The organism is Streptomyces sp. NPDC035033 (assembly GCF_040636735.1).
Taxonomy (GTDB): Bacteria; Actinomycetota; Actinomycetes; order Streptomycetales; family Streptomycetaceae; genus Streptomyces.
Window position 1 is genome coordinate 1 of sequence record NZ_JBEZUZ010000007.1, and the last position, 25,810, is coordinate 25,810.

Genomic DNA, 25,810 nt, shown 5'->3' on the forward strand with positions numbered 1-25,810 from the left:
CCGGGCGGAGGCGGGACCGCCCCGGAGGGGCACGACAAAGGACCCCGCCCCAGCGCTTCCGCTGGGGACGGGGTCCTCGGCACTTCTCGCGAAGTGCCCCCGGCAGGATTCGAACCTGCGCACACGGCTCCGGAGGCCGGATGAGCTTGGACCGTTTCAGCAGTTCAGGAGCTCGTACCTAGCTCCTGGTGCTTCGCTCACCCGCGAATAGGCCGCCACCATAAGGCCAAGGTGCAGAGGACGGCCGGGTTAAGCCCACTGCCTGCAGCGCGAAGCCCCGTGACTGACCTCCCCTCTCGGCCGGGATGAGTGGAGACTAGGCGATTCTCAAAACTGACAAAAGAGGCAAAAGGGGTGTCCTGTCGTAAGGATCACCAGGGTTGTGCGCTCATGCCATGATGCGGATCATGAGTGTCCAGGATGACAAGCGCGAGAACCAGATGATCGATCGCTTCAATCTTGAGGTTCCAGAAGACCGCAAGCGAGCTGACATCGATGCCTATTTGACCGTAAATGGGAAAACTATCTCATTTGAGCTTAAGTCGGCCACCCGTAAGGGTGTATCGACGGTCAGGGATCTTGGGCCGGGACACTTCGAGAAATGGAAGAATATTCACTGGCTCTTCGGTGTTTATGATCCCAGGGGAGAGCGGCTCCTGTATACCTACTATGCCTCGCCTGAAGATATGGCCCCGTGGATCTCTGAGAAGGCGCGCTATGTGCGCCCCGATGTCTCGTTGGCGCTACATGCCGCACAAGGCGTAGGGCGAGACTCCGTCATCGATCTGCTCGGCGAGAAGGAGTATTACACCCTAGAAGAAGCCAAGTGGGTCATGAAGAAGCAGTGGTCGGCGGCAAAGTATCGGGAAAGTGGGGATCTGACCGAAGGGAAGGAGATCCGATACTCTCTGGATCGGATGGTCGAGATAATGCGTGCCCGTTGCATCTATGTGATGTCTCGCGGGGCAACGCTGAATAATCCCCATATCCCGATGTCGTATATTGAGAAGCTGCCTAGGATCACCGTTGAGCCGGCGATGAATCTTCGGCAACTGGTTAAAGATTACTTGGAGAGTGCATCCCTCACTGAAGACGCTACTGCGTAGGCGAGTGGCGGCGGAACCGCGTTTCCGATCTGGCCGAGGGCCATGTATGTGGCGCCCACAAAGGGCCAGTCCTCAGGGAACCCCTGAATCAGCGCAACGTCGGGAACGGAAAGTCGAAAGTGCCCGTTCTTGGCGACGAAAGCGCGAGCAGAAGTTCGGTCCGCTGCCACTCCGTTGGGCCAAATTTCCATGCTCTCGAACTTGCGCTGCGCAGCAACGCTATTGAGGATCGACGTGGTGTGGCGTGGGCCGGTCAGGCTGCTTCGGATTGTGGGGGAGAGGTCGTCGAATCCAATATCAGGCAAACCGAGTGCCTCTCGGAGTCCCATGCAGCGGGCTTCAGTGCCAATGGAAGCGTCACCCCAGAAATGGGTAGGTTCGGGCGCATTCCAGGAGTTCGCTGCCTTCTTGGTGCGAAATCCGACGAAGAAAACCCGGCGTCGTACCTGTGGGACTCCGAAGTCGCTGGCCTGGAGGATCACCTTCTGAATGTGATAGTTAGCGGAGAGCGGGGTCATGATGCTTTCCGCTACGTACTCCGAGAACTTCGGGCTAGCCAGGGCTGGTACGTTTTCACCAATAAAGGCTGCCGGCCTGATCTCTTTGACCGCACGCACAAACTGAGGCCACATGTCCCGTTCGTCGAGATGGCCCTGCTGTCGCCCTGCGTTGGAGAAAGGCTGACAAGGGGGACCTCCATGGAGAAGGTCAACCTCTCCGCGCCACTGCTTGAAGTTGACTCCCCGGACGTCGCCTTCACTGCCGCTGAAAACCGCCCAATGGTCACGAGCTTTTCGCAGCGTGTCCCCTGCTTCCGGCATGATCTCGAACGATGCCGTGTGGCCGAAGCCGGCTCGTTCCACTCCGAGGTCCAGACCGCCCCCACCACTGAAGAGAGACAGTGCGGTCATGCCCGAAGCTTCGCGCTGGGGCATCAGGTCCAGCGGCCTGAAGTTCGGAATGTTGATCTCGTGAAGCGGTGCGGGTCCTTCGCCAGCCAGTGCGGAGCGTCGCGCTTCGCGTGAATCGCGCGACATTTTCCTGAACTTTTCGCGCTGGGCTTCGGTCAGCTCGCGAGGCTGGTGGAAAGGGGAGGTCGTCCGGATCCGACTCGGCACGACCTGCCCCTCAGGCCCCTCCGTCGCGCTAGAGGTGTCGAAGAGGCTGTCTTGCTGAGTGGGCTCGGGCATGGTGTGAATCTTACGAGACCGCGTAGCGTTTGTCAGCTGTGTGAGGGACTAGTGACTCTGAGCTGCGGATACGTGTGACCCGAGCCGTATATCCATGGGGTCACGAGAGCAAAGAATCCCGAGGCGTGTGGTGTGCCCCGGATAGAAGCCCCGCTCGGCCTGATGCCGCACCACCCTCCCTAGCTCCCATCCCGTCTGCCGTCGACCCACACACCGTGGAGCAGGCGCGGTGCCGGGCGTCCAGGTGGAGCGCGCCACTGTACGAACGACCTGGACGCCCGGTGCCGTGTCTGCTCGGCTCTGCCTGGGTCGACGGCAGGCGGGATGGGAGCCCCCACCGCTACACCCCACCGGCCGGCACCCGCCCGCGGGCCTCTCCCATCCCGGAGCCTGAGCGCCCCCGCCGGAGGCATGTCGGTGACCTGGGGAACCGGCGGCCGTTGGGGCTCGGACTCATGCTCTTGGGCCTGTCCCGTCTTGCAGGGGCGGGCGTCGGCGCAGCGGGGGCGGAGCGGGCCGAAGGCAGGAGCGGCGCCCCGAGCGGAGCCGGGAAGCCCGCCCGGCGGAGCGGAGCGCAGCCGGGTGCTTGATGAGGTAGAGAAACCTGTAACAGGTCCTCCGCTGCTCCTCGGCTATGCCGTGGTGACTGCGTCGGCGATGGCGTGCATATCGTCGGTGATGGTGTCAGCCTGGGCCTCGGCGAAGAGGTCGGCCTTGTGGGGCTTGTTGGCGTAGGCGATCACCGTGGCCCCGGCTGCGTGGGCAGCCTGGATGTCCGTGAGCGAGTCACCGATCAGGGCGCAGCTCGTGACGTCGATGTGCATCCGCTCGGCAGCCGTGATGAGCGGGAAGGGGTTCGGCTTCATCAGGTGGGGCTGTCCCGTCGGCCGGCCGACCACCTTCGCGACGTATCCCTCCAGCCCGTGCGCCTTGAGGAAGCTCTCGACGCACTCGGCCGAGTTGTTGCTCACCACTGCGACCGCCCTCCCCGAAGCGTTCACCGCCTGGAGGGCTTCCACCGCCCCCGGCGTCGGCGAGCCCGCCACCGCGACGGCTTCGACCTCCGCCTCCGTCAGCCGCTGCTCGATCTCCCCGCCCAGCTCGGCGTCCGCCTCATGCGCGATGCGCAGGACCTCGATGGGGTCATCGGTCTCGGCCGCCTTCGCGCCCGCGGATACGTCCTTCGCCGCGAGGATCGCCGTGAGCTGTTCTGCGACCTGGGAGGCGGGAAGCCCGGCGAACACATCGCACACGGGGCCGTCGAAGTCGAAGAAGACCACCCGGGCGTTGCCCAGGACCTCGGAGAGTCGGTCATCGTGCGTCAAGGTCGAAGTCCCTTCCGATGGTCTCCCAGACGCTGTCGAACCACATCCGGGCTTGCTGGACCTGCTGCGCTCCGCCGGACGACTCGCCGTCGTTGACCGAGTGGTGGAACAGGGTCGTGTCCTTGCCGACGAGGTCATAGATCTCGATCGCCTCGCCCTGTGCGACGACCTTGTTCGGACGGATCGGGTAGTACCCGAAGAACGCGTCCTCGTTGTTGATGACGTACAGCTTGAAGAACTGGGTGCCGCTGTGGACGCGGACCTTGATGCGCGTCTCGGCGACCAGGCCCAGGTGCTCCAGCTCGGTGATCGCGTCCCGGATGCTGCGGGTGTAGCCGACCATGATGTCGTGCATGCGGTCGCGGAGCCTCTTGTCGTCCGCTCCGTCGGACATCCGGACCGGCGCCGCCTGAGGCACCGCCATGTCGGGGACGAGTATCCGCATGGTGATGCTCGACGGCGTGAGCCTGCCGACGCGGATCTTGTCGAGCGGCTCTTGAAGAGCACCGTGCAGCGTCTCGCTGGAGAACCCCGCGAAGTCGATGGTGACGTGATCCTTCGCGAACGCCTGCTCCACGTAAGGCCGAAGCCCCGCCGGCCGTTCCGTCCGGTTGCGGACGTAGACACCGCTGCCCTTGCGCGAGACCACGAGTCCTTCGTCCTCAAGGTCCCGTAGCGCGCGCTGGATCGTCGCCCGCGCGAAGCCGTAGAGCTCCGTCAACTCCTTGTGCGACGGCAGCTTCTCGCCCGGCCCGAGCCTCCGCGTACGAATCGCTGCGCTCAGGCTGCTCGCGACCTGCTCATACGGGGCTCGGTCGTCGTCGGGGTCGAGGGGCTCGGGGACAAAGGTCATGAAGTCGATGGTAGGCGAGTTCCTTCAGGCAGGACAGTCATGCCAGTCATGTTGTTGACATGGCTAGCCACGTCTTCTAACTTCGAGATGTGACCAACCAGGTTAGCCAAGTTGGTCGCCTAGTCCCTTCCTGCCCTCTCGAAGGAGAAACTCATGCCCTCGTTCAAGGTGGACACGTCGACCGCCGTGGTCTTCGTCGCGACCGCTCCCACGCCGAAGCTCGTGAGCAAGCAGACCGGTGAGAGGGCGGTGGACCGGGAGACCGGGGCCGGGCTCTCCACGGTGGGCCTGCTGATCTCGGACGAGGGGGAGGGCAACCTCTACCAGGTGACGGTCCCGGAGACCGGTCTCCCCGACGGGCTGACGCCGGGCATGCCGGTGACGGTCATCGGGCTCAAGGCCCGGGACTGGGAGAACACGTTCAACGGCCAGACCCGCCACGGCATCTCCTTCCGCGCCGTCGCGGTCACCCCGATGGGCGCCTGACCATGGCTGACATCTCGACCTTATGGGAGGTCGGCCTCCCCCTCGCCGGAGCCGCCGGCGGCCTCGGATACGCCAAGGCCCGAGCGCCCCGGGTGTTCTGGTCGCTGATCGGTCTGCCGGTCACGCGGGTGCGGTTCGCGGTGAACTACCACGCGACGATGGACGTGTGCGGGCTGACGGTCCAGCCGTCCCGCCTGCGGGCGTTCATGGTCCGCAACGTCGCCCGCCGCTCCGAGGTGCAGCCCGTGCCGCCGAAGGTCCGCCGCGTGCGGGGCACTTCGACGGGGATGCGGGTCACCCTTCGCCTTCCGGCCGGTCTGGAGCCCGCCGACGTGATGGCGGCCTCCGAACGCCTGCGGCACGCCTGGGGCGTCCACTCCGTCCACGTCGTGGAGACCAAGCCCGGCTTCGTGGAACTCCGCATGACCGGCTACGACGTTCTTCGCCGGGTCCGGATGCCGCGCTCCCGACGTCGCCTGTCGGGGCCGATGGCGGTGCCGGTCGCGCTGCGCGAGGACGGGTCGGCGTTCGTACGGGACTACCTGAAGGTCCCGCACGCGCTGACCCTCGGCGCGAACCAGTCCGGCAAGTCCATGTATCAGCGCAACCTCATCGCCCAGCTCGCCCGCCTCGACGTGGCCCTGGTCGGCATCGACTGCAAGCGGGGCGTGGAACAGCGCGGGTACGCGCCCCGCCTGTCGGGGTTCGCCACCACCCCCGAGGAAGCGTCCGGCCTGCTCGACGCCCTGGTCGGGGAGATGGAAGCCCGCTTCGATCTGCTGAGCTTCGCCGGGGTCGCCGACATCTGGGCCCTGCCCGAGACCGCACGTCCGGTCCCGGTGGTGGTCCTGGTGGACGAGGTCGCGGAGCTGTTCCTCGTCGCGGGGAAGAAGGACGAGGAACGCCGGGACCGGATGGTCATGCAGATGATCCGGCTCGGGCAGATGGCCCGTGCGGCCGGCATCTACCTGGAGGTGTGCGGGCAGCGCTTCGGCTCCGACCTCGGCCGCGGCGCCACCACCCTGCGGGCCCAGCTCACAGGCCGGGTCGTGCACCGGGTCAACGACAAGCAGACCGCCGACATGGGCCTGGGAGACATTGCCCCGGACGCGGTGGTGGCCGTGACCGCCATCCCGCCGGACCGGCCCGGTGTCGCGGTGGCCGGTGACACCTCCGGCGGCTGGACCCGCATCCGCACCCCCGAACTGTCCGCCGCCGAGGTCGCCGACATCTGCACCGCGCACGCCGACCTCACGCCGGACCTTCCCGCCCTCGCCGCCTACCGCCCGGCCCTCCCGGACGACACCAGCGCCGATCCGGCGTCGGTCCCGCTGGTGAAGCCGAACCCGGCCACCGCGTAACCCCCTGCCTCGCCTCGGTCGGCGTGACCGTCTCACGCCAGGTCCCTACCCGACCCATGCCCGAAAGGAGGCGGCCGCGTGTTCCGTCCCTTCCGTCTCGACGCGGTCCTGATCCAGGCCGTCATCGCCGGGGCTCTGTCCTTCGCCCACCTGCACGACCTGGCCGAGGCGGCCGGGCAGGACGGATGGAAGGCGTGGGCCTACCCGGTCTCCGTCGACCTGCTCCTGGTCGCCGCCTGGCGCCGGATGCGCACCGACGCCGGCAACCGGGACGCCTGGCTCTGGTTCGCCATCGCCCTGATCGCGTCCCTCGGCGCCAACGTCGCCACCGCCGGACTCCTCGACATGAACGACGTCCCGGCCTGGCTGCGGATCCTCGTCGCCGGATGGCCCGCTATCGCCTTCCTCGGCGGCACCCTCCTCGCCCACGCCCACACCCACCCCGCCCCTGAACCCACCCGCGCCCCGGAGCCCGTGCCGGTCCCGGAACCGGTCGCCGAAGTGACCGTGGAACGGGCCCCGGAACCGGCTCCCGAACTCCCGCCGGCCGAACCCGAACCGGTGGAGACCCAGCCGGAACCCGCCGCACAGGAAGAACAACCCGAACCCGTGGTGCCTGCTGTGGTGGTGCCGCCCGCGCTGATGGCTCACGCCCAGAAGATCGCGGACGCCCATCGGGCCCAGACCGGCCGGCCAATCGACGCGGAAACCCTCCGCACCCGCCACGGCATGCCCCCGGCCCTCGCCGACTCCATCGCCCTCCAGCTCGCCTGACCCAGGAAGGAGGTACGTCCCGTGCGACCCAACCGCTTCCACAACGTCATCAAGCTCGGCCCGGTACAGATTGGCACCCACCGCGACGGCCGCGGCCGGACCAAGCACACCGCCGTGTGCACGGCCCCCGGCTGCGACTTCTCCGCCGACTACAACACCCGCGCCGCCGCCGAACTGGCCGCCCGCACCCACCGCTGCCAGCCCCGCTGAACCCGAAGGAGCCCGTCCCATGGACGTCCCGCTCTGGCTCGCCCTGATCGTCATCGGCGGCCTCGGAATCAAGCTCATCCGCCCGCCCTGGTGGCTCGTCGCCGTCCTCCTCCTCGGCGGCTACCTCCTCGCCGACAGCCTCCTCACCCCGCTCATCGACCCCATCGCCAAGTAGGGAGACCCCGTCATGCTCCAGCCCCGCATCCCGATCAACCCCCTCCCGCCCGGCCACCCCACCCCCACGGCCCGAACCGAACCGGCGACCACCCCGGCCCCGGTCGCGGTCCCGGCCCCCGCCCCGTCCACCGCCCCCCGGAACTCGGTCCAGCTCACCCCGGGCAGCGCGGTCGCCCTCGCCGCCGGCGGCGGCGCCGTCGTCCTGGTCGTCGGCGCCGTCCTGGTCTCCATGCTCCTCGCCGTCGCCATCAGCGCCGCGTCCATCGCCGTCGTCGCGGTCGTGCTCCGCCTCCTGGTCCGCGACATGCAGAAGGGTTGGTGACCGCCGTGGACACGCAGACGATCGCCGCCGCTGGCTTACCGGCCCTGGGCTGGGCCCTGCACGGCGGCCTGCTCTGGCGCCGCCTGGCCACCGCCCGCCGCGACCCCCTGACCGGCCTGCACACCCGCGCCGGATGGACCACCCGCGCCGAACACCTCATGGCCAAGCACCCGAACGCGCTCGTGGTCCTGGTCGACCTGGACGACTTCAAGGCCATCAACGACACCCACGGCCACGCCACCGGAGACACGGTCCTCACCGCCACCGCCGACCGGCTCACCGCCTGGTGCGGCCGGCACGGCATCGCCGCCCGCCTCGGCGGAGACGAATTCGCCGCCATCGTCACCCACCCCGCCCGCACCCCCGGCCTCACCGCACTCCGGGCCGCGCTCGACGAGCCGGTCACCCACGGCGGGCACGTCCTGCCGGTCTCGGCCTCGGTCGGGCACTGCCACCGCGATGACCTGCCGGTCCCGGTCCTCACCGATGCCCTCTCGGCCGCCGACGCGTCGATGTACGCGGTCAAGGGCCACGGCAGGCGCAACACCCGCTAGCGGCCCCCGGGGCGGCTCTCTCGCCAAAGACCGCCGCCCCGGGCGCCTTCACCCCATTCCAGATCCACAGGACCCGAAAGGGAGCACTCATCATGCCCGAGAACACCCCCGCCCAGCGCGTCTGCCGCCACTGCGACGGCTTCCCCGTCGTCCACATCACCACCGGCACGACCCCGGACGGCCGGCGCCGCACCCTCGCCGCCACCTGCCCCGCCTGCAAGGGCACCGGCACCCGCACCACCGCCGCCCTCGCCCGCGCCGGGAAGTGACCGTGATGGCCAAGCTCACGCCCTCGCCGGACCGGCCCGGCCTGCACGTCAGCAAGCCGTCCCCGTCCGAGCCGGCCACCGCGTCCGCCGTCTGCCACTGCGGCGCCACCGCCACGGCCGAAGGTGACGCTCAGGTCGGTGCCCTGGTCGCCGGATGGAACACGAACCACGGCTCCGCCCACGGCCGGGGAGGTGCCGCGTGAACGCCCGACCCCGGGTCCTGGACCTGTTCTCCTGCGCCGGCGGTGCCGCCATGGGCTACCACCTCGCCGGATTCGCGGTCGACGGCTGCGACATCGCCCACCGCCCCAACTACCCCTTCGCCTACCACCACGGCGACGCCCTCGACCACCTCACCCACCTGACCACCACCGGCGAGATCGAGCGGTACACCCTGATCCACGCCTCCCCGCCCTGCCAGGCCGGCTGCGCCATCACCGTCGGCACCAACGCCTCCCAGGGCTGGGGCGGCACCCACACCGACCTCGTCGCCCCGACCCGCGAACTCCTCGACGCCACTGGCCTGCCCTACGTGATCGAGCAGCCCAACGGCCGCGCCGCGATCCGCAAGGACCTCACCCTGTGCGGCGAGATGTTCGGCCTCGGCGTCCTGCGACACCGCAACTTCGAACTCGGCCGCTGGTCCACCCCCAAGCCCGCCCACCCCCGCCACCGCGGCTACGTACGCGGCCACCGCCACGGCATCCGCCGCGAAGGCCCCTACGTCGCCGCATACGGCAAGGGCGGCGGCAAAGCCACCGTCCCCGAGATGCAGCAGGCCATGGGCATCACCTGGACCGACGTCCACGCCGAGCTGACCGAAGCGATCCCTCCGGCCTACACCCGCTGGATCGCCACCGCCTTCCTCACCGCCCGACAGGAGGTCCTGGCGTGACCAACCCCGCCACCGCGGCGGGCCTGGACCCGGCCACCCTGAGCGACCTGCTCCGGGTCGCCGGGTCCCCCGGCTTCGACCGCCTCACCGAACAACTCCGCCGCACCGGCGGCTGCACCGCCCCCATCCGCCTCACCGGCGGCACCAAACTCCTCGACCCCGCCACCAAGACCGTGATCCACGCGTACACCACCGACGCCGAACCCGGCGGCGTCCTCCGCGTCGCCTGCGGCAACCGCCGGGCCTCCCGCTGCCCGGCCTGCGCCTGGACCTACGCCGGCGACACCTACCACCTCATCCGCGCCGGACTCACCGGCGACCCGAACAAGGGCACCCCCGACACGATCCGCGAACACCCCCGCGTCTTCGCCACCCTCACCGCCCCCTCCTTCGGCCCGGTCCACAACCGCCCCGGCACCCGCCCCTGCCGCTGCGGCACCCACCACCCCGAGGACGCCCCGGAGCTCGGGACCCCGCTCGACCCGCACACGTACGACTACGCGGGCGCCGTCCTCTGGAACAACCACGCCTCCGAGCTGTGGCGGTACTTCACGATCTACCTCCGCCGGGAGATCGCCGCCCGCGCCGGCCTCACCCAGAAAGCCGCTCGCGAACAGTCCCGCGTCTCCTTCGGCAAGGTCGCCGAGTACCAAAAGCGCGGCGCCGTCCACTTTCACGCCGTCATCCGCTTTGACGGCCCCGATGGGCCGCACACCCCGCCCCCGCGCTGGGCCACCCTCGACCTGCTCACCGACGCGATCCACGCGGCCGCCGCCCGCGTCCGCGTCAACGTCGACGCTGCCCCCGCCCACGGCATCGACCAGGACCTCGTCCTCACCTGGGGCGCGCAGATCGATGTCCAGCCCATCGGCGCCTTCGGTCAGGGCGAGGAACTGACCGAACAGGCTGTCGCCGCCTATGTCGCGAAGTACGCCACGAAGGCCGCCGAGGCCACCGGCACCGTCGACCACCCCGTCGGCAACAAGGAAGCGCTCATCCTCCTTGGCGTCCCCGACCACCCCCGGCGGCTGATGGAAGCCTGCATGGACCTCGACGCCGCCTACCCGGACCGGCGCCTGCGCGCCTGGGCCCACATGCTCGGTTTCCGCGGCCACTTCTCCACCAAGTCCCGCGCCTACTCCACCACCCTCGGCGCCTTACGCCAGGTCCGCGCCGACTACCGAGCGCACCAACAACGCACCGCCCTCGGCCTGCCCGACCCCGACGAACACCCGGAGTCCACCCTCCTCGTCGTCGCCCACTGGGCCTACGCCGGCCACGGCCACACACCCGGCGAGTCATGGCTCGCCGCCAACATCCGCCGCGACATCCAGCACAACCGCGAATACGCCCGAGAGATCCGAACCGAACTCGAAGCTCAGGGGGATGAGCTGCTGTGAAGGACGAGCTGATGACTGTGCCGCAGATCCTTGCCGAGCTGGGCGGGGTGTCGCGGCGAACCTTCTACCGGTGGCGTGAGCTGGGCCTGGGGCCGAACGCCTTCAAGCTGCCCAACGGCGAGCTGCGCGTCTGGCGCTCGGACTTCTCCGCCTGGCTCCGGGGCCTCGAAGGAGCCGCCGCGTGAAGTCGACCGATGTGCGGGTCTGGTCGATTCGCACCAAGCAAGGAGCGCGGCCGTCCTACGAGGTTCGGTGGAAGGTGGCCGGCGAGCCGTTTTCTCAGACGCGGAAGACCAAAGCGCTCGCCGACAGCTTCCGCTCGAAGCTGCTCCGAGCCGCGCGCGATGGTGAGGAATTCGACACCGAGTCCGGGCTTCCCGACTCGATGGCGGAAAAGAAAGCCACGCTGAGCTGGTACGAATTCGCCTTGAAGTACCTGGCCATGAAGTGGCCGCACGCCGCCCCCAACACCCGTGACGGCATCAACGAATCGCTGACCGCCGTGACCATCGCGCTCCTGGAGGATCGCCCAGGCCGGCCGTCTGACGACGTCCTTCGCAAGACGCTGCGGACGTGGGCCTTCGTCCTTCCCGCGCCAGGGGAGAGGGACCTTCCCGTGGACGTCGGCAACACGCTCCACTGGGTGCAGAAGGCGTCCCGTTCCATGGCCGTCCTCGCCGACCCCGTGGTCGGACGGGCCGTCCTCGACTCCCTGAAACTCAAGCTGGACGGCACCGCCGCGGCTGCCGAGACCGTACGCCGGAAGCGCCGCACGCTGGTCAACGCGCTGAATTACGCCGTCGATCTCGGGGAGTTCTCCGAGAATCCGCTGGCCTCTGTCCGCTGGCAGAAGCCGAAAGTCTCCAACGAAGTAGACCCGCGAGTCGTCGCCAATCCCGAGCAGGCCCGGTCGCTCCTCCACGCCGTCTCGTACATCGGCGGCTATCGACGGGCTCGCGGCCGGCGCCTGGTCGGGCTCTTCGCCGGGATGTACTTCGGGGGCTTCCGGCCTGCCGAAGCGGTCGGCCTGACCGAACAGGACCTCACCCTCCCCGAATCCGGCTGGGGGACCGCCCTTCTCCACCGGACCCGCCCCAGCGTCGGCAAGCAGTGGACCGACTCCGGAGAGAGCCACGACGACCGCGGCCTCAAGAACCGGCCCACAGAGGATGTCCGGCGGGTGCCGATCCCGCCCCAGCTCGTGCGGATCTTCCGGGAGCACGTCGAGACCTTCGGCACTGCGGACGACGGGCGGCTGTTCTTCAGCGAGAACGGGGGAGTGGTGTCCTCCTCCACCTACTACCGGGCCTGGCAGGAAGCCCGGGAGCTCGCGCTCCCGCCGGCCGTCGTCGCCTCGCCGCTTGCCCGGCGGCCGTACGACCTCCGGCACTCCGCGCTCTCCACGTGGCTCAACGCGGGCGTGGACGCCACCGAGGTCGCCGAGCGCGCTGGGAACAGCGTGGAGGTCCTGTTGACCCGTTACGCGAAGTGCCTCGACGGCCGCCAGGAGGTGGCGAACCGGCGCATCGATGATCTGCTGCGCGAGTACGAGTGAGCACTGCCTGACAACCTGCGCGCCATGGCCCCTGGACCTGTCCGGGGGCCTTCCGCGTTCTCCTCCCCGCCTAGAACGGGGCAGTCCACCCTGCCGGCCAGTTCGTTGCGTATCGGGGATGGGGGTACATGTCCGAGCCCTCGTACACGTACCACTGACGGCCCAGCCACTCGCACTCGGGAATGGATCCCTCCCAGTCGTCGGTGCAGCGGTCCGCCCACTCGCGGCCCACGAGAACGGGCCGGGTCAGGATCCCGTCCTCGGTGTCCTGGACGCGCAGGACCATGCCGACGTCGTTGATCCCCGGGTTGCCTCGCGGACCGTACGACACATGGTGAGTGCCCGAGGAATGAAGGTCCAGGACGGTCTCCTGGAGTACGGCAGGCACGCGTCCGGTCAGCTCCAGCCCGTCCAGAGTCACGCGCGGTCCGTGGGCGGCGTCGGCGGCCACGCAGAAGAGGCGGCCGGTGCCCTCGAAGTATGCGTAGACAGCCGGCACCGCTGGGTGGAAGCCGAGCTGGAGGCCGTAGATCTCCGGGTAGGAGGGCTCGGCGGAGAATCGGCTCAACTCGACGGCTTCCGGAAGAGCGGCCCGGACCTCGTCGGCGGACATGCCGAAGCGCAGAGGGCCGACGCTCTCCAACGGGGTCAGTACCCATACCGGTCGAACCGGCTCCGCCGCGGTCTCCTCGGCTCCCGAACCCATCCGTTGCTCCCCCTCGTTCGTCACTCGAGTCCCGGCCCTGACCTGCGCCGACACCCCACGGCCCAGGCCGCGAATAGGCCGCGGCCCCTGTCATACGGCCGCTCACCCCGGCGCACGCCCGCACATACAACAAGACCCCGCTCTCAGCGTTTCCGCTGATCACGGGGTCTGTGTGGCACTTCTGCGAAGTGCCCCCGGCAGGATTCGAACCTGCGCACACGGCTCCGGAGGCCGTTGCTCTATCCCCTGAGCTACGGGGGCTTTCGTCGCGCTCGGTGGCGACGGGAAGAACACTACCAGCTCTTCGGGGGTGGCTGTGAACAGGTATTTCCGGGGCGTCACAGGGGGGTGTTCGCTCGCACGGGTCGGAAGTGGGCAAAACCCGGACGCAGCCGCTCGGGGCGGCCTACTCTCGTTCACGTGTCAGGCGTGTCCGGGCGGGTGCTCGTTGTCGACGACAACAAGGTCATCCGGCAGTTGATCAGGGTCAATCTCGAACTAGAGGGGTTCGAGGTCGTGACCGCGGCCGATGGTGCCGAGTGTCTGGACGTCGTGCACCGCGTGCGGCCCGACGTCGTCACCCTCGACGTCGTCATGCCCCGGCTCGACGGGATCAAGACCGCCCAGCGGCTGCGGGAGGACCCGCGGACCCGGCACCTGCCCGTGGCGATCATCAGCGCCTGCGGGGAGGGCGAGGGCGCCCCGGCGGCGGATGCCTTCCTCGCCAAGCCCTTCGAGCCGGCGGAGCTCGTACGGGTCGTCCGGCAGCTGCTGCACCGGGAGCCCCGGCAGCGGCGCCAGGCCGGTGGACCCGACGCGGGAGAGGAGCCGTCCGCAGGGGACGAGCCCCAGGCCAGACCGGCCGCCGGGAGCGTGCGCCCCGGGCGGTGAGGCGGTGAGTCGGTGAGGCCGACGGCGCGCCGGTCCGGCCCGGCCCGATCCGGCCCGGTGACTTGCGGCGGCGAAGGCCCCCGGAAGCCCCGGCGGTGAACGGTCCGGTGGCGAAGGTCCCCGGAAAGCCCCCGGCGGTGAACGGTCCGGTGGTGACGGACCGGTGCGGGGGCCCGGTGCGTGCCTCCGGGGGGACCCTTCCGGGGCGCGGATCCCCGTCGGCCCCCGGCGCGGGTGCCCGGATGGCGAAACCGGTTCGCGTTCGGACCCCCCTCCTCCCCTAGGCTGGGAGCGTGACCCCCGCGGACCTCTCCCTCACCGTGCAGCACGCCGTGCGCCGCGCGGTCGACGACGGTGCGCTGCGGGTCGACGTCCCCCCGCGCGTCAAGGTCGAGAAGGCCAGGCCCGGAGGGGTGGGGGAGTACGCGAGCAGCGTCGCCCTCTCCCTCGCCCGGCCCGCCGGGCGCCCCGCGCTCGACGTCGCCTCCGTCCTGAAGGAGCGGCTCGAAGGCGCCGCCGGGATCCTCGCCGTGGACATCACCGGACCCGGGTTCCTGAACTTCACCCTGCGCCGCGAGACCGGCGCCGAGCTCGTCCGGGCCGTCCGGGCCGCCGGGCCCTCGTACGGACGCGGTGACGCCCTCGCCGGCGACGTCGTCCGGTTCGAGCCCCCGGCCGAGGCCCGCGCCCGCGTGGTCGTCGAGTGCCTGGTGGGGCTGCTGCTCGGACAGGGGGCCGACGCCGGCCTGGAGACCGGCGGCGAGCGGCCGCACGTCCACCCCGGCGCGTACGAGCCCGAGCGGCTGGGGACCGACGCCGCGCGGTGGCGGCTCCTCCGCGCCGCGCCCCACGACCGGCCCCTCGACGGGCCCCCGCTCCTCGTACGGCACGAGCGCAACCCGCTCTTCCGCGTCCAGTACGCCCACTCCCGCGCCCGGCGCCTCCTCGTCAACGCGGCCCAGCTCGGCGTCCTCCCCGTCCACGAGGACGACGGCACCGGCGTCGAGGGCCCGCTCCCCGGGCTCCTCCGCGACCACCCCGGCGTCCTCCTCGCCGCCGCCCGCCACCGCGCCCCCGACCGGGTCGCACGGCACCTCGAAGCCGTCGCCGACGCGCTGCTCGGCTTCCAGCACACCGTTCTGCCGCTCGGCGACGAGAAACCCTCGGCCGCCCACCGCTCCCGGCTCGCGCTCGCCGAAGCCGCCGGGACGGTGCTCGCCGGCGGCCTCTCCGTGCTCGGCATCAGCGCACCCGACCGGATCTGAAAGAGCAGACCAGACATGAGCCGTTCCGCCCACCCCGCCGGCCCCCGCCACGCCGACGTCCTCCCCGAGGGCCACTACACCGCCCCGCCCGCCGACCTGAACACGCTCGACCCCAAGGTCTGGGCGCGGACCGTCGCCCGGGACGAGCAGGGGATCGCGACCGTCGGCGGACTGCGCGTCACCGACCTCGCCGAGGAGTTCGGGACCCCCGCCTACTTCCTCGACGAGACCGACTTCCGCGCCCGCTGCCGCGCCTGGGCCGACGCCTTCGGCCCCGGCGCCGACGTCTTCTACGCCGGCAAGGCGTTCCTCTCCCGCGCGATCGTCCGCTGGCTCCACGAGGAGGGGCTCAACCTCGACGTCTGCTCCGGCGGCGAGCTCACCACCGCGCTCTCCGCCGGGATGCCCGCCGAGCGGATCGCCTTCCACGGCAACAACAAGAGCGAGGCCGAGATCCGGCGGGCCGTCGAGGCCGGCGTCGGCCGGATCGTCCTCGACTCCTTCCAGGAAATCGTCCGCGTCTCCCACGTCGCGCAGTCCCTCGGCAAGCGGCAGCGCGTCCAGATCCGCGTCACCGTCGGCGTCGAGGCGCACACCCACGAGTTCATCGCCACCGCCCACGAGGACCAGAAGTTCGGCATCGCGCTCGCCGGAGGACAGGCCGCCGAGGCCGTCCGCCGGGCGCTGAAGCTCGACGGCCTGGAGCTCATCGGCATCCACTCCCACATCGGCTCGCAGATCTTCGACATGGCCGGCTTCGAGGTCTCCGCCCGCCGCGTCGTCCAGCTCCTCGCCGAGGTGCGCGACGAGCACGGCGTCGAGCTGCCCGAGATCGACCTCGGCGGCGGCCTCGGCATCGCGTACACCTCCGAGGACGACCCGCGCGAGCCGCACGAGATCGCCAAGGCGCTCAGCGAGATCGTGACGCGGGAGTGCGAGGCCGCCGGGCTGCGGACGCCGCGGATCTCCGTGGAGCCGGGCCGGGCCATCGTCGGACCGACCGCGTTCACGCTCTACCGGGTCGGCACGATCAAGCCGCTCGACGGGCTGCGCACGTACGTGAGCGTGGACGGCGGCATGTCGGACAACATCCGCACCGCCCTGTACGACGCCGAGTACAGCGTCAGCCTCGTCTCCCGCGTCAGCGACGCCGAGCCGATGCTCTCCCGCGTCGTCGGCAAGCACTGCGAGAGCGGCGACATCGTCGTCCGGGACGCCTTCCTCCCCGCCGACCTGGCCCCCGGCGACCTGATCGCCGTGCCGGCCACCGGCGCCTACTGCCGCTCCATGGCGAGCAACTACAACCACGCCCTCCGGCCGCCCGTCGTGGCGGTCCGGGACGGCGAAGCAAGGGTCATCGTCCGGCGGGAGACGGAGGAAGATCTCCTGCGTCTCGACGTCGGCTGATGAAATAGTCGGGTGATGGAATCGATGTCTCAGGATCCGGACGGACGGCGGAATCCTCCGTCCGGTGAGTGAGACTTGTCCCCATCCCCGCCGGAACCGTAGAGATACGAATCAAGAAGTACGAGAAACGAGGTCGGATGATGCGTACGCGTCCGCTGAAGGTGGCGCTGCTGGGCTGTGGAGTTGTCGGCTCCGAGGTGGCGCGCATCATGACGACGCACGCCGACGACCTCGCCGCGCGCATCGGCGCGCCGGTCGAGCTCGCCGGCGTGGCCGTCCGCCGGCCCGACAAGGTCCGCGGCGGCGTCGACCCCGCGCTGATCACCACCGACGCGACCGCCCTGGTCAAACGCGGGGACATCGACGTCGTCGTCGAGGTGATCGGCGGGATCGAGCCGGCCCGCACCCTCATCACCACCGCCTTCGAGCACGGCGCCTCGGTGGTCTCCGCCAACAAGGCGCTGCTCGCCCGGGACGGCGCGGCCCTGTACGCCGCCGCCGAGCAGCACGGGCAGGACCTGTACTACGAGGCCGCCGTCGCCGGCGCCATCCCGCTGATCCGCCCGCTGCGCGAGTCCCTCGCCGGCGACAAGATCAACCGGGTGATGGGCATCGTCAACGGCACCACGAACTTCATCCTCGACAAGATGGACTCGACCGGCGCCGGCTACCAGGAGGCCCTGGACGAGGCCACCGCGCTCGGTTACGCCGAGGCCGACCCGACCGCCGACGTGGAGGGCTTCGACGCCGCCGCCAAGGCCGCCATCCTCGCCGGGATCGCCTTCCACACGCGCGTGCGCCTCGACGACGTCTACCGCGAGGGCATGACCGAGGTCACCGCCGCCGACTTCGCCTCGGCGAAGCAGATGGGCTGCACCATCAAGCTGCTCGCGATCTGCGAGCGGGCGGCCGACGGCGAGTCCGTCACCGCGCGCGTGCACCCGGCGATGATCCCGCTCAGCCACCCGCTGGCCTCCGTCCGCGAGGCGTACAACGCGGTCTTCGTCGAGGCGGAGGCCGCCGGGCGGCTCATGTTCTACGGCCCCGGCGCCGGCGGCTCGCCGACCGCCTCCGCCGTCCTCGGCGACCTCGTCGCCGTCTGCCGCAACCGTCTCAACGAGGCGACGGGCCCCGGCGAGTCCGCGTACACCCGCCTGCCCGTGAGCTCCATGGGCGAGGTCGTCACGCGGTACCACATCAGCCTCGACGTGGCCGACAAGCCGGGCGTCCTCGCCCAGGTCGCGACGGTCTTCGCCGAGCACGGCGTGTCGATCGACACGGTCCGTCAGCAGGGCAAGGACGGCGAGGCCTCCCTCGTCGTCGTCACCCACCGCGCGGCCGACGCCGCCCTCTCGGGGACGGTCGAGGCACTGCGCAAGCTCGACACCGTGCGCGGTGTCGCCAGCATCATGCGTGTTGAAGGGGAGTAAGGACCCATGACCAACCAGGGCACCCACCAGTGGCGCGGCATCATCGAGGAGTACCGGGACCGCCTTCCGGTCACGGACACGACGCCGGTCGTCACGCTCCGTGAGGGCGGTACGCCGCTCGTCCCCGCTCAGGTCCTCTCCGAGCGCACGGGCTGCGAGGTGCACCTCAAGGTCGAGGGCGCCAACCCCACCGGTTCCTTCAAGGACCGGGGCATGACCATGGCCATCACCCGGGCCAAGGAGGAGGGCGCCAAGGCGGTCATCTGCGCCTCCACCGGCAACACCTCCGCCTCCGCCGCCGCCTACGCGGTGCGGGCCGGGATGGTCTCCGCGGTGCTCGTGCCCCAGGGCAAGATCGCGCTCGGCAAGATGGGCCAGGCCCTCGTGCACGGCGCGAAGATCCTCCAGGTCGACGGCAACTTCGACGACTGCCTGACGCTGGCCCGCTCGCTCTCCGAGAACTACCCGGTGGCGCTGGTCAATTCGGTCAACCCGGTCCGCATCGAAGGCCAGAAGACCGCCGCGTTCGAGATCGTGGACATGCTGGGCGACGCGCCCGACGTCCACGTGCTGCCCGTCGGCAACGCGGGCAACATCACCGCGTACTGGAAGGGGTACCGCGAGTACGCCGAGGACGGCCTCGCCACCCGCCGGCCGCGCATGTGGGGCTTCCAGGCCTCCGGCTCGGCCCCGCTGGTGCGCGGCGAGGTCGTCAAGGACCCGTCGACCATCGCCACCGCGATCCGCATCGGCAACCCGGCCTCCTGGGAGTACGCGATCGCCGCGCGCGACGAGTCGGGCGGCTTCATCGACGAGGTGACGGACCGTGAGATCCTGCGCGCCTACCGCCTGTTGGCCGCGCAGGAGGGCGTCTTCGTGGAGCCCGCCTCGGCCGCCTCGGTCGCCGGCCTGCTGAAGGCCGCCGAGCAGGGCAAGGTCGACCCGGGCCAGCGGATCGTCTGCACGGTCACCGGGAACGGCCTGAAGGACCCCGACTGGGCCGTCGCCGGCGCCCCGCAGCCCGTCACCGTCCCCGTGGACGCCGCGGCCGCCGCCGAGCGGCTCGGACTGGCCTGATCCCGATGCCCCGGACGGGGGAGCGGATGCTCGGGAACGAGCGGAAAACTCCCCCGTCGGGGTGAGGGCCCTGGTCGAAACCCGATCAGGAACGTACATAGGCGCACAGGTTGGCGCGCGACACGCATCGTGCGCCTCCCGTGCGCCCTATGTCGCCACAGAACCTTCCTTCGATAGGCTGTACCGAACCCGCCCCGGCGCATATGCGCGGTGTCGTTGCCGTCGTCGCCTCCCCGCGACCGAAACGGCCGAAACGGCACCCCGGGTTCTCCAGCACTTCTCTTGAACACCCCGTTGCCGCAGTCAAGGAGAGTCATCGAGCGATGGCCGGTCCCGCGTTCCGCGCCGCCGCCGTACGGGTGCGCGTCCCCGCCACCAGCGCCAACCTCGGCCCGGGCTTCGACGCCTTCGGCCTGTCGCTGGGCCTCTACGACGACGTCGTCGTCCGGGTCGCCGACTCCGGGCTGCACGTCGACATCGCCGGAGAGGGCGCCGAGACCCTCCCGCGCGACGAGAGCCACCTGCTCGTCCGCTCCCTGCGCACGGCCTTCGACCTGCTCGGCGGACAGCCGCGCGGCCTGGAGGTCGTCTGCGCCAACCGCATCCCGCACGGCCGCGGCCTCGGCTCCTCCTCCGCCGCCATCTGCGCCGGCATCGTCGCCGCCCGCGCCGTGACCATAGGCGGCGACGCCAAGCTCGACGAGGCCGCCCTCCTGGAGCTGGCCACCGAGATCGAGGGCCACCCCGACAACGTCGCCGCCTGTCTGCTCGGCGGCTTCACCCTCGCCTGGACCGAGGCCGGCGGCGCGCGGGCGATCAGGATGGACCCCTCGGATTCCATCGTTCCGGTGGTTTTCGTGCCCGGGAAGCCGGTGCTGACCGAGACCGCCCGCGGACTCCTGCCGCGCACCGTCCCGCACGTGGACGCCGCCGCCAACGCCGGCCGCGCCGCCCTCCTCGTCGAGGCCCTGACCCGCCGCCCCGAGCTGCTGCTCGCGGCCACCGAGGACCGGCTGCACCAGGAGTACCGCGCCCCCGCGATGCCGGAGAGCATCGCACTTGTGAACCGGCTGCGGGCCGACGGAGTGCCCGCGGTCATCTCCGGCGCGGGCCCCACGGTCCTCGCGCTGGCCGACAACGAGGCGGCCGACAAGGTCGCCCTGCTCGCGGGCGAGGGATGGGCCGCCAACCGGCTCGACCTCGACGCGTCCGGAGCGAGCGTGCTGCCGCTGGCGCCCTAGCGGCGCGGCGGCGGACGCCGTACGGGACGCCGGGCAGCGTCCTGAACACGCGATTGCCGGTGAGGGAGAGGGGGAATGTTTGTTGGAGCCGGTAGTGTTAACCTCAAGTCTGCACCCGACCTCTTTGTGGAGCGGTGCGGAGTGTCCCCTCAGGGACCACCCATTCTTCCGGGAGCCTCCCCAACTGCCTGAGCAGCCTGCCTGAGCAGTTTCGAGCACGCTCCGGAACCGGCACGACACCCCTCGCTCCCACCCGCGAGGGCCGAGCAGGGGGCGCTCGGGCCGGACACAGCACGTTTCTCTCCTCTCGCCGCATTCCGGCGGGACCACCGCCCCGGCCACGGTCCGCCAACCAGGACCGCTGCCGGACAGCACAACCGGTCGCCGAGCCACAGGGCCGACGTCCGCTCCAGGGAAGGACCCTTCGTGAGCGACACCACCGATCTGATGGGCGTGACTGCCGACAGCACTGTCGACGCCACCGCGCCCGCCGCAGGTGCTGCCAGTGGCGGCACCGCACGGCGCCGCCGCTCCGGCACCGGCCTCGAGGGCATGGTCCTGGCCGAGCTGCAGCAGGTCGCGTCCGGCCTCGGCATCAGGGGCACCGCGCGGATGCGCAAGAGCCAGCTGATCGAGGTCATCAAGGAGGCGCAGGCCGGGGGTTCCCCCCAGGCCGCCGCCCCCGCCAAGACCGACGCCGCCGCCGAGGCCAAGCCGAAGCGCCGCGCCACCTCCAAGGCCCGTACGGGCGAGACCGCCGAGGCCGTCGAGCCGAAGGCGGAGAAGGCCGAGCAGGCCCCCGCCCAGCAGCAGATCGACATCCCGGGCCAGCCGTCGAAGCCGACCGCCGCCGAGCAGGGCGACGAGCAGCCGTCCGGTGAGCGCCGCCGCCGCCGGGCCACCGCCCCCGCCGGTTCGCCGGAGGGCGCCGAGGGCGCCGCGCAGGCCGTGAAGACCGAGACGCGCGTCGAGCCCAAGGGCGAGCCGCAGGGCGACAGGGCCGAGGCCGCCGTGGACGGCGCCGAGGGCCGCAGCCGCCGGGACCGCCGGGACCGCCGCGACCGCCAGCGCGAGCGCGGCAAGGGCGACGACCAGCAGCAGGGCGGCGGCCAGCGCAAGGACCAGCAGCGCCAGGGCCAGGGCCAGGGTCAGCAGCAGGGCCAGGGTCAGGGCGCGCAGGGCGGCTTCCAGGACGACGACGACTTCGAGGGCGGCCGTCGCGGCCGTCGCGGCCGCTACCGCGACCGCCGCGGGCGCCGCGGGCGCGACGAGTTCGCCGCCGGCGAGCCGCAGGTCTCCGAGGACGACGTCCTGATCCCCGTCGCGGGCATCCTCGACATCCTCGACAACTACGCGTTCATCCGGACCTCCGGCTACCTGCCCGGCCCGAACGACGTGTACGTCTCCCTCGCCCAGGTCCGCAAGAGCGGCCTGCGCAAGGGCGACCACCTCACCGGCGCGGTCCGCCAGCCGAAGGAGGGCGAGCGCCGCGAGAAGTTCAACGCGCTGGTCCGCCTCGACTCGGTCAACGGCATGGCGCCGGACTCCGGCCGCGGCCGCCCCGAGTTCAACAAGCTGACCCCGCTCTACCCGCAGGACCGGCTCCGCCTGGAGACCGACCCGGGCGTGCTGACCACGCGGATCATCGACCTCGTGTCGCCGATCGGCAAGGGCCAGCGCGGTCTGATCGTGGCCCCGCCGAAGACCGGCAAGACCATGATCATGCAGGCGATCGCCAACGCGATCACCCACAACAACCCCGAGTGCCACCTGATGGTCGTCCTCGTCGACGAGCGTCCGGAAGAGGTCACCGACATGCAGCGGTCGGTGAAGGGCGAGGTCATCTCCTCGACCTTCGACCGCCCGGCCGAGGACCACACCACCGTCGCCGAGCTGGCCATCGAGCGCGCCAAGCGCCTCGTCGAGCTGGGTCACGACGTGGTCGTCCTGCTGGACTCCATCACCCGCCTGGGCCGCGCGTACAACCTCGCGGCGCCCGCCTCCGGCCGCATCCTGTCCGGTGGTGTCGACTCGACCGCGCTCTACCCGCCGAAGCGCTTCTTCGGTGCCGCGCGCAACATCGAGGACGGCGGCTCGCTGACCATCCTGGCCACCGCGCTGGTCGACACCGGCTCGCGCATGGACGAGGTGATCTTCGAGGAGTTCAAGGGCACCGGCAACATGGAGCTCAAGCTCGACCGGAAGCTCGCCGACAAGCGGATCTTCCCGGCCGTCGACGTCGACGCCTCGGGCACCCGCAAGGAGGAGATCCTCCTCGGCAGCGACGAGCTCGCCATCACCTGGAAGCTCCGCCGCGTGCTGCACGCGCTCGACCAGCAGCAGGCGATCGAGCTGCTCCTGGACAAGCTCAAGCAGACGAAGTCGAACGGCGAGTTCCTGCTGCAGATCCAGAAGACGACGCCGGGCGGCAACAACGACTGAGGTCGTCGAGGAGACCCGCGTCACACCGCGGGGGACGGCCCCAGGGCCGTAACCCGTTCGTGACCTGCGCAGACGCTGTGCCCGCCGCTCCCCGAGCGGCGGGCACAGCGCGTTTCCGGGGCTCACCCACCGAAACCTCACAGGTCCGTATGCAACCCTTTCGGGCGCTTCGCCGTCACAACAGGTGAACCAGAGGCCCGAGGGAAGACGATGACCGAGCAGAACAGGAACGGCCGCGCCCGCACGGGCGCCGGCGGACGACGCCGCAAGCCGCCCGCCCGACGCCGCCGCGCCGGCATAGCCGTGTCCGGCGCCGCGGCCGTGCTCGTCCTGGCCGGCGCCGGACTCGGGTACGTCTACCTCAAGCTCGACGGCAACCTCCAGGGCGTCGACATCAACGCCCAGCTCGGCACCGACCGCCCCAAGAACGTCGACGACGGCTCGCTGGACATCCTCGTCCTCGGCTCCGACTCCCGCTCCGGCGACAACGGCGCCTACGGCAAGGACGAGGGCGGCGCCCGCTCCGACACCGCGATGGTCGTCCACGTCTACGAGGGCCACAAGAAAGCGAGCGTCGTCTCCGTCCCCCGCGACACCCTCGTCGAGCGCCCCGCCTGCGTCGACGGGCAGGGCGCCGAGGTCGCCGGCGAGAGCCGCGCCATGTTCAACACCGCGTACGAGGTCGGCGGCCCCGCCTGCGCCGTCAAGACCGTCGAGAGCATGTCCGGCATCCGCATGGACCACTACATCGAGGTCGACTTCACCGGCTTCAAGAAGCTCATCGACACCCTCGGCGGCGTCGAGATCACCACCACCCGGGCCATCAAGGACCCCAAGAGCCACCTCGACCTGGAACCCGGCACCCACACCCTCGACGGCGAGCGGTCCCTCGGCCTCGTCCGCACCCGCAAGAGCGTCGGCGACGGCAGCGACCTCGGCCGCATCCAGCTCCAGCAGGCCTTCATGAAGGCCTTCGTCGAGCAGGTCAAGGACGTCGGCGTCGGAACCAGTCCCAAGAAGCTCCTCGACCTCGCCGACGCCGCCACCAAGGCCATCACCCCGGACTCCGAGCTCGACTCCGTCCAGGAGCTCATGGGCTTCGCCCGGGGCCTCATGGGCATCTCCGCCCAGGACGTCCACATGGTGACCCTCCCCGTCCGGTACGACCCCCTGGACCCCAACCGGGTCGTCCCCGTCGAGGAGAAGGCCCAGCAGGTCTGGAAGGCCCTGAAGGCCGACCGGCCGATCCCCGCCGCGGCCACCGAGGACACCGCCACCGGCAAGGCCGACGGCGTCGTGAAGTAGCCGCGCGGCCCCCCGCCCGCCCCCGGGAATACCGGCGGTCGCACCCCGGTTTGGGGAGATGCGGCCGGTCCTGGCAGACTGGTACGTCGGCCCCGGTTCACGTCCGCCGCAACCCGCGGCGACGACCCGGCGCCCTCCCGGAACTAGGAGACACCTTGAAGCGCGAGATCCACCCCGAGTACGTCGAGACCCAGGTCAGCTGCACCTGTGGCGCGTCGTTCACCACCCGTAGCACCCTGACCGAGGGCACCATCCGTGCCGAGGTCTGCTCCGAGTGCCACCCGTTCTACACGGGCAAGCAGAAGATCCTCGACACGGGTGGCCGCGTCGCCCGCTTCGAGGCCCGCTTCGGCAAGGCCGCCGGCTCCGCCAAGAAGTAGCGAGCCCCCGCGCCGGTCACCGGCCGCCCCCGCGCGGGGCGGCCGGGACCGGCGCTTTGGCGTCCCCGTAGCAACTGACGAAACCAGGAGCCCGAAGATGTTCGAGGCGGTCGAGGAACTGGTCGGCGAGCACGCCGACCTCGAGAAGAAGCTCGCCGACCCGTCGGTCCACGCCGACCAGGCCAACGCGCGCAAGCTGAACAAGCGCTACGCCGAGCTGACCCCGATCGTCGGCACGTACCGCGCCTGGAAGCGGACCGGGGACGACATCGAGACGGCCCGGGAGTTCGCGCACGACGACCCCGACTTCGCCGCCGAGGTCAAGGAGCTGGAGAAGCAGCGCGAGGAGCTCACCGAGAAGCTCCGCCTCCTGCTGATCCCGCGCGACCCCAGCGACGACAAGGACGTCATCCTGGAGATCAAGGCCGGCGCTGGCGGCGACGAGTCCGCCCTCTTCGCCGGGGACCTGCTCCGCATGTACCTCCGCTACGCCGAGCGCGTCGGCTGGAAGACCGAGATCATCGACGCCACCGAGTCCGAGCTCGGCGGCTACAAGGACGTCCAGGTCGCCGTGAAGACCAAGGGAGGCCAGGGCGCCACCGAGCCCGGCCAGGGCGTCTGGGCCCGGCTCAAGTACGAGGGCGGCGTCCACCGCGTGCAGCGCGTGCCCGCCACCGAGTCCCAGGGCCGCATCCACACCTCCGCCGCCGGCGTGCTCGTCACCCCGGAGGCCGAGGAGGTCGACGTCGAGATCCACGCCAACGACCTGCGCATCGACGTCTACCGTTCTTCCGGCCCCGGCGGCCAGTCGGTCAACACCACCGACTCCGCGGTCCGCATCACCCACCTGCCGACCGGCATCGTCGCCTCCTGCCAGAACGAGAAGAGCCAGCTCCAGAACAAGGAGCAGGCCATGCGCATCCTGCGCTCCCGGCTCCTCGCCGCCGCCCAGGAGAAGGCCGAGGCCGAGGCCGCCGACGCCCGCCGCAGCCAGGTCCGCACGGTCGACCGCTCCGAGAAGATCCGCACGTACAACTTCCCGGAGAACCGCATCTCCGACCACCGCGTCGGCTTCAAGGCGTACAACCTCGACCAGGTCCTCGACGGCGAGCTCGACGCCGTCATCCAGGCCTGCGTCGACGCCGACTCGGCGGCGAAGCTCGCCGCGACCTGACCCACCCCCCTGCGC

General features: G+C 70.6%; 28 protein-coding genes and 2 tRNA genes. 24 read left to right on the plus strand and 6 right to left on the minus strand.

Annotation, left to right across the window (positions count from 1 at the left end; genetic code table 11):
* Positions 1-94: 94 nt before the first annotated feature.
* Positions 95-172 (minus strand) — tRNA-Arg (locus AB0E83_RS04990).
* A 235-nt stretch (positions 173-407) separates the two neighbouring features.
* Here AB0E83_RS04990 and AB0E83_RS04995 point away from each other — a divergent pair.
* Positions 408-1,106, plus strand: a complete 699-nt coding sequence (locus AB0E83_RS04995; protein WP_362106013.1) for a hypothetical protein — start codon at positions 408-410, stop codon at positions 1,104-1,106.
* Here AB0E83_RS04995 and dcm read toward each other — a convergent pair.
* The 3 genes from dcm to AB0E83_RS05010 form a co-directional block, all read right to left on the minus strand.
* A complete protein-coding gene (gene dcm, locus AB0E83_RS05000) occupies positions 1,064-2,296 on the minus strand; it encodes a DNA (cytosine-5-)-methyltransferase (protein ID WP_362106016.1) in 1,233 nt (410 codons plus the stop codon). The two genes, AB0E83_RS04995 and dcm, sit on opposite strands and share 43 nt — an antisense overlap.
* A 632-nt stretch (positions 2,297-2,928) precedes the next feature.
* A complete protein-coding gene (locus AB0E83_RS05005; RefSeq protein WP_362106019.1) occupies positions 2,929-3,621 on the minus strand; it encodes an HAD family hydrolase in 693 nt (230 codons plus the stop codon).
* Complete coding sequence (locus tag AB0E83_RS05010; protein ID WP_362106021.1) at positions 3,608-4,474, minus strand: winged helix-turn-helix domain-containing protein; 867 nt, start codon at positions 4,472-4,474, stop codon at positions 3,608-3,610. The genes AB0E83_RS05005 and AB0E83_RS05010 overlap by 14 nt, the downstream gene beginning before the upstream one ends.
* 153 nt (positions 4,475-4,627) lie before the next feature.
* Between AB0E83_RS05010 and AB0E83_RS05015 the strand changes: the two genes are divergently transcribed.
* The 13 genes from AB0E83_RS05015 (at position 4,628) to AB0E83_RS05075 (ending at position 12,477) form a co-directional block, all read left to right on the plus strand.
* A complete protein-coding gene (locus tag AB0E83_RS05015) occupies positions 4,628-4,960 on the plus strand; it encodes a hypothetical protein (RefSeq protein ID WP_030495246.1) in 333 nt (110 codons plus the stop codon).
* Between the two features lie 2 nt (positions 4,961-4,962).
* The gene (locus AB0E83_RS05020; RefSeq protein WP_362106024.1) at positions 4,963-6,321 is read left to right on the plus strand and encodes an FtsK/SpoIIIE domain-containing protein; all 1,359 of its coding nucleotides are present in this window, start codon (positions 4,963-4,965) and stop codon (positions 6,319-6,321) included.
* A gap of 78 nt (positions 6,322-6,399) precedes the next feature.
* On the plus strand, positions 6,400-7,095 hold the full coding sequence (locus AB0E83_RS05025; protein ID WP_362106027.1) for a DUF2637 domain-containing protein: 696 nt from the start codon (positions 6,400-6,402) through the stop codon (positions 7,093-7,095).
* A 21-nt stretch (positions 7,096-7,116) separates the two neighbouring features.
* Entirely contained in the window at positions 7,117-7,305 is a 189-nt protein-coding gene (locus AB0E83_RS05030) for a mobile element transfer protein (RefSeq protein ID WP_362106030.1), read from the plus strand.
* Positions 7,306-7,324: 19 nt separating this feature from the next.
* A complete protein-coding gene (locus AB0E83_RS05035) occupies positions 7,325-7,480 on the plus strand; it encodes a hypothetical protein (protein ID WP_361397171.1) in 156 nt (51 codons plus the stop codon).
* Positions 7,481-7,492: 12 nt separating this feature from the next.
* On the plus strand, positions 7,493-7,804 hold the full coding sequence (locus tag AB0E83_RS05040) for a SpdD-like protein (protein WP_362106033.1): 312 nt from the start codon (positions 7,493-7,495) through the stop codon (positions 7,802-7,804).
* A gap of 5 nt (positions 7,805-7,809) precedes the next feature.
* Entirely contained in the window at positions 7,810-8,358 is a 549-nt protein-coding gene (locus tag AB0E83_RS05045; RefSeq protein WP_362106036.1) for a GGDEF domain-containing protein, read from the plus strand.
* A 92-nt stretch (positions 8,359-8,450) separates the two neighbouring features.
* Positions 8,451-8,627, plus strand: coding sequence for a hypothetical protein (locus AB0E83_RS05050; protein WP_362106039.1), 177 nt, complete (start codon positions 8,451-8,453; stop codon positions 8,625-8,627).
* Between the two features lie 5 nt (positions 8,628-8,632).
* Entirely contained in the window at positions 8,633-8,830 is a 198-nt protein-coding gene (locus AB0E83_RS05055; RefSeq protein WP_362106042.1) for a hypothetical protein, read from the plus strand.
* On the plus strand, positions 8,782-9,522 hold the full coding sequence (locus tag AB0E83_RS05060) for a DNA methylase (protein ID WP_362106045.1): 741 nt from the start codon (positions 8,782-8,784) through the stop codon (positions 9,520-9,522). The genes AB0E83_RS05055 and AB0E83_RS05060 overlap by 49 nt, the downstream gene beginning before the upstream one ends.
* Positions 9,519-10,922 carry a replication initiator protein RepSA gene (gene repSA, locus AB0E83_RS05065; protein ID WP_362106048.1) on the plus strand — a complete coding sequence of 468 codons (1,404 nt, stop codon included), beginning with the start codon at positions 9,519-9,521 and terminating at the stop codon, positions 10,920-10,922. Before AB0E83_RS05060 ends, repSA begins: the two co-directional genes overlap by 4 nt.
* 11 nt (positions 10,923-10,933) lie before the next feature.
* Positions 10,934-11,107 (plus strand): helix-turn-helix domain-containing protein, encoded by a 174-nt coding sequence (locus AB0E83_RS05070; protein ID WP_200427736.1) that lies wholly within the window; start codon positions 10,934-10,936, stop codon positions 11,105-11,107.
* The gene (locus AB0E83_RS05075; RefSeq protein ID WP_362106051.1) at positions 11,104-12,477 is read left to right on the plus strand and encodes a tyrosine-type recombinase/integrase; all 1,374 of its coding nucleotides are present in this window, start codon (positions 11,104-11,106) and stop codon (positions 12,475-12,477) included. The genes AB0E83_RS05070 and AB0E83_RS05075 overlap by 4 nt, the downstream gene beginning before the upstream one ends.
* Before the next feature lie 70 nt (positions 12,478-12,547).
* Here the strand turns inward: AB0E83_RS05075 and AB0E83_RS05080 are convergent, their stop codons facing one another.
* A complete protein-coding gene (locus AB0E83_RS05080; protein ID WP_362106054.1) occupies positions 12,548-13,120 on the minus strand; it encodes a hypothetical protein in 573 nt (190 codons plus the stop codon).
* Positions 13,121-13,372: 252 nt separating this feature from the next.
* Positions 13,373-13,444: transfer RNA gene (locus AB0E83_RS05085), tRNA-Arg, on the minus strand.
* 159 nt (positions 13,445-13,603) lie between these two features.
* On the opposite strand from AB0E83_RS05085, the gene AB0E83_RS05090 reads away from it, so the two are divergent.
* The 10 genes from AB0E83_RS05090 to prfA all read left to right on the plus strand — a co-directional run bounded on the left by AB0E83_RS05090 (position 13,604) and on the right by prfA (position 25,795).
* Positions 13,604-14,074: a response regulator gene (locus tag AB0E83_RS05090; RefSeq protein ID WP_362106057.1), complete on the plus strand. Its 471-nt coding sequence runs from the start codon at positions 13,604-13,606 to the stop codon at positions 14,072-14,074.
* A 293-nt stretch (positions 14,075-14,367) separates the two neighbouring features.
* Positions 14,368-15,339: an ArgS-related anticodon-binding protein NrtL gene (gene nrtL, locus AB0E83_RS05095; protein WP_362106060.1), complete on the plus strand. Its 972-nt coding sequence runs from the start codon at positions 14,368-14,370 to the stop codon at positions 15,337-15,339.
* Positions 15,340-15,354: 15 nt separating this feature from the next.
* Positions 15,355-16,746, plus strand: coding sequence for a diaminopimelate decarboxylase (gene lysA / locus AB0E83_RS05100; RefSeq protein WP_362106063.1), 1,392 nt, complete (start codon positions 15,355-15,357; stop codon positions 16,744-16,746).
* 140 nt (positions 16,747-16,886) lie between these two features.
* The gene (locus AB0E83_RS05105) at positions 16,887-18,176 is read left to right on the plus strand and encodes a homoserine dehydrogenase (RefSeq protein ID WP_362106285.1); all 1,290 of its coding nucleotides are present in this window, start codon (positions 16,887-16,889) and stop codon (positions 18,174-18,176) included.
* Positions 18,177-18,182: 6 nt separating this feature from the next.
* Complete coding sequence (gene thrC / locus AB0E83_RS05110; RefSeq protein ID WP_362106066.1) at positions 18,183-19,253, plus strand: threonine synthase; 1,071 nt, start codon at positions 18,183-18,185, stop codon at positions 19,251-19,253.
* A gap of 323 nt (positions 19,254-19,576) precedes the next feature.
* Entirely contained in the window at positions 19,577-20,494 is a 918-nt protein-coding gene (thrB, locus tag AB0E83_RS05115; RefSeq protein ID WP_362106069.1) for a homoserine kinase, read from the plus strand.
* Between the two features lie 426 nt (positions 20,495-20,920).
* Positions 20,921-22,936 carry a transcription termination factor Rho gene (gene rho / locus AB0E83_RS05120; RefSeq protein WP_362106072.1) on the plus strand — a complete coding sequence of 672 codons (2,016 nt, stop codon included), beginning with the start codon at positions 20,921-20,923 and terminating at the stop codon, positions 22,934-22,936.
* Between the two features lie 210 nt (positions 22,937-23,146).
* Positions 23,147-24,241, plus strand: a complete 1,095-nt coding sequence (locus tag AB0E83_RS05125) for an LCP family protein (RefSeq protein WP_362106075.1) — start codon at positions 23,147-23,149, stop codon at positions 24,239-24,241.
* A gap of 155 nt (positions 24,242-24,396) precedes the next feature.
* Positions 24,397-24,621 (plus strand): 50S ribosomal protein L31, encoded by a 225-nt coding sequence (gene rpmE, locus AB0E83_RS05130; RefSeq protein ID WP_030761597.1) that lies wholly within the window; start codon positions 24,397-24,399, stop codon positions 24,619-24,621.
* A gap of 97 nt (positions 24,622-24,718) precedes the next feature.
* Complete coding sequence (gene prfA / locus AB0E83_RS05135; protein ID WP_362106079.1) at positions 24,719-25,795, plus strand: peptide chain release factor 1; 1,077 nt, start codon at positions 24,719-24,721, stop codon at positions 25,793-25,795.
* Positions 25,796-25,810: the final 15 nt, after the last annotated feature.